This is a genomic window from Actinomycetota bacterium (assembly GCA_023488435.1).
Classification (GTDB): domain Bacteria; phylum Actinomycetota; class Coriobacteriia; order Anaerosomatales; family UBA912; genus UBA912.
Genome location: JAMDCK010000053.1, coordinates 1 through 2,130 on the forward strand (window position 1 = coordinate 1; position 2,130 = coordinate 2,130).

Genomic DNA, 2,130 nt, shown 5'->3' on the forward strand with positions numbered 1-2,130 from the left:
ATGCCGATCCAAGTGAACCTCGATCGCATACTGCTTGACCGACGCATGACCGTGACCGAGCTGGCGGAGCGCATAGGAATAACCCCGGCCAACGCCTCCATCCTGAAGACGGGCAAGGCGAGGGCTATCCGCTTCTCGACACTCGAGGCAATCTGTCGCGAGCTAGGCTGCCAGCCAGGAGACATCTTGGCCTATACCGAGTGATCCGTATCAGCCTGCGGTGTGGTCAGCGGGCGCTAGCCGACCCGCGCCTACTCGCTGCGGTCTGTATCGCCAGCCTCGGCCTTGTCCTTGATGAGGTCCTCGTACACGTCGATGCTGAGAAGCACCGCCGTCCCGCGGCCCTGCTCCTCGAAGATGATCGGGCGCTTCGTCTCTCGCATCTGTTCGATGACCGCCGAAGAGTCGGTCGCCAACTCGGTGATCGGGCGGACGTCCGCCGAGAGGCGCAGCCCTACCACGTCGGCGGATTCACGGTGCCTGCGGACAGCGGCGTACGACAGGAGTGCGTATGCGATGCCAGCCCAAAGTACCCAGGCGACGACCAGGCTCAAGTAGTGGTAGAACGCCCCCACCGGCTCGATGCCCAATAATGTGACACCAATGAAAACAAGATACGAAGCGGAAATGTACACGATCAAATAGAGTGGCGCGCCCAACCAGGAATCGAAAAAGGGCACAGTCGCGGAGATCCATATCAAGGCAATCATCGTCATCAAGAGAGCCGAGCTGATTCCCACGGCCAACAACAATCGCCCCAGCGTGGATTCGCGGGAAATCCTGGTTCGCCACCATGCCATCCTGCCGGTATCCATCGCTCTGGTCATCGTGTCCCCCTTCTCAGGCTGTATTCCATGCTACAAATGGTAGTCCTTGGCCGCTTCGGGCTGGTAGAGGATGTCCTCGATCCGAATCCTGCGGACTCGCGCCGGGACGGGCCACTCCACCACATCACCCTTTCTATACCCCAAGATCGCGGTTCCTACCGGCGCAAGGATCGAGATCGCCCCTGCTTCGATATCCGCATCCCCGGGAAAGACAAGGACGAAGACCATCTCCTCCGAAGTGTCCAAATCCTTCAGGAGAACCTTGGAGTTCATGGTCACGACGTCTGAGGGCACCTTCTCGGACGGGACTACTTCCGCTATCTCCAGCTCCCCCTTCAGAGACTCCAAGTCGCTCCTGGCCTCGGTGCCGAAGTCCTCGGCGACGGCGATGAGCTCTTTGAGCCGCGTCTTGTCGAACTCGGTGATGTAGAGCTTCCGTTTTGTCACAGCCGTCTCCATTCGTGAGTTGACGCAGTGGTGGGTCGGCCCTTGCCTACTGACCCTGTCCGAGCGAGAAGCCCGGCGTGCCATCGAAGGTGTAGAGGTGCTCGGTCTTGATGAAGTCGACGCCGCTCTCGGCGAGTCGCCCCAGCAGCTCGACGATTCGCGCGTGCTCGATCGTGCGGCCGTCCTGGCTGGGCTGGAAGCGGCAGCGCCAGTGGTCGGTGTGGAACGTCTCCGGAAACCCGTCCGGCCAGACCTTCACGCCACGGTTCGTGATCATCACGAGTCGGAGGTCATCGCTTTGCGCTCCCTGCAGCCGAGCCGCGAGCTCATCCGGGGTCGAGACGCTGTCATCCACGAACACGTCCACGCCTACCAGCGCTTTCTCGGCCTTTGGACGGCTTGACGGCATGATGGCCGGCATGGCGTCCGCCGAATACGACTGCATCTTGAGCCGAGAGGGCTTCCTGCCGAGGCGCTCGATCACGGCCTGGGCGAACTCCCCGGTGCCGACGCGTGTCTGGCTGACGTCGGGCTGATAGATGTCGCCCGTGTGGACTCCATCCTCGATGGTGGCGAGCCATGCGTGGTGGATGCGCTCGGCGACCTGCCCTTGTCCTAGGTGGGCCAGCATCGTCACGGCGCTCAAGAGCATGCCGCTGGGATTCGCGATGTCCTTGCCCGCGATGTCGGGCGCAGAGCCGTGGATGGCCTCGAACATCGCGTAGTTCTCGCCGATGTTGGCAGAGGGCGCCAGGCCGACCGAGCCGCTTATCTCGGCAGCTATGTCAGAGAGGATGTCGCCGTAGAGGTTGGGCAGAACGACCACATCGAACAGCTCCGGTGACTTGGCCACCCG

General features: G+C 61.9%; 4 protein-coding genes. 1 reads left to right on the plus strand and 3 read right to left on the minus strand.

The window, feature by feature from the left end; genetic code table 11:
* Positions 1-204 (plus strand): helix-turn-helix transcriptional regulator, encoded by a 204-nt coding sequence (locus M1617_07230; GenBank protein ID MCL5888061.1) that lies wholly within the window; start codon positions 1-3, stop codon positions 202-204.
* Positions 205-251: 47 nt separating this feature from the next.
* Here the strand turns inward: M1617_07230 and M1617_07235 are convergent, their stop codons facing one another.
* The 3 genes from M1617_07235 to M1617_07245 form a co-directional block, all read right to left on the minus strand.
* Positions 252-827 carry a type II toxin-antitoxin system Phd/YefM family antitoxin gene (locus M1617_07235; GenBank protein ID MCL5888062.1) on the minus strand — a complete coding sequence of 192 codons (576 nt, stop codon included), beginning with the start codon at positions 825-827 and terminating at the stop codon, positions 252-254.
* A 30-nt stretch (positions 828-857) separates the two neighbouring features.
* Positions 858-1,286: a nucleoside diphosphate kinase regulator gene (rnk, locus tag M1617_07240; protein ID MCL5888063.1), complete on the minus strand. Its 429-nt coding sequence runs from the start codon at positions 1,284-1,286 to the stop codon at positions 858-860.
* A gap of 34 nt (positions 1,287-1,320) precedes the next feature.
* Positions 1,321-2,130 (minus strand): isocitrate/isopropylmalate family dehydrogenase (locus M1617_07245; protein MCL5888064.1); only part of this gene is annotated, 810 nt, incomplete at its 5' end.

What these genes read in the sequence shown, in the direction of transcription:
- M1617_07230 (MCL5888061.1), top strand. Translation starts at nt 1, where the DNA reads ATGCCGATCCAAGTGAACCTCGATCGCATACTGCTTGACCGACGCATG.
- rnk (MCL5888063.1), bottom strand. Translation starts at nt 1,286, where the DNA reads ATGGAGACGGCTGTGACAAAACGGAAGCTCTACATCACCGAGTTCGAC.
- M1617_07235 (MCL5888062.1), bottom strand. Translation starts at nt 827, where the DNA reads ATGACCAGAGCGATGGATACCGGCAGGATGGCATGGTGGCGAACCAGG.